The 257-nt window shown below is 58.0% G+C and carries 1 protein-coding gene; it reads right to left on the bottom strand.

Going from position 1 to position 257, the window contains the following annotated elements; translation table 11 throughout:
• Nucleotides 1-257 (bottom strand): hypothetical protein (locus ABFY71_RS18960; protein ID WP_347947429.1); only part of this gene is annotated, 257 nt, incomplete at both ends.

Here is a 257-nt window from a genome sequence, read left to right as displayed (position 1 = left end):
ATACAAGGCCCGAGACGAGCACGAGTACTGCATATCGCGAATACCGTCCGAGCGCTACAAGCAGGGCGTTCTCCACGCCGAACGAAAAGAGTGGCTGTTCGGCTGGCATGGCGAGCATAACGGCTATGACGCCTCCTCCCAAGATAACTCCAAGCACGAAGGCTGCGAGCATGGCATAGCGGTAGCGTCTGAGGCAGGCTTCTTCGTGCTGCTTCAGATACTCAACGGCGTCGAGGCGCTTCTCGAGTCTGGCAATG

Source organism: Devosia alba, assembly GCF_039938915.1.
In the GTDB taxonomy this organism is placed as follows: Bacteria; Pseudomonadota; Alphaproteobacteria; order Rhizobiales; family Devosiaceae; genus Devosia; species Devosia alba.
The sequence above is the reverse complement of the archived record's forward strand: the minus strand, read 5'-3'. Positions and strand labels throughout refer to the sequence as shown.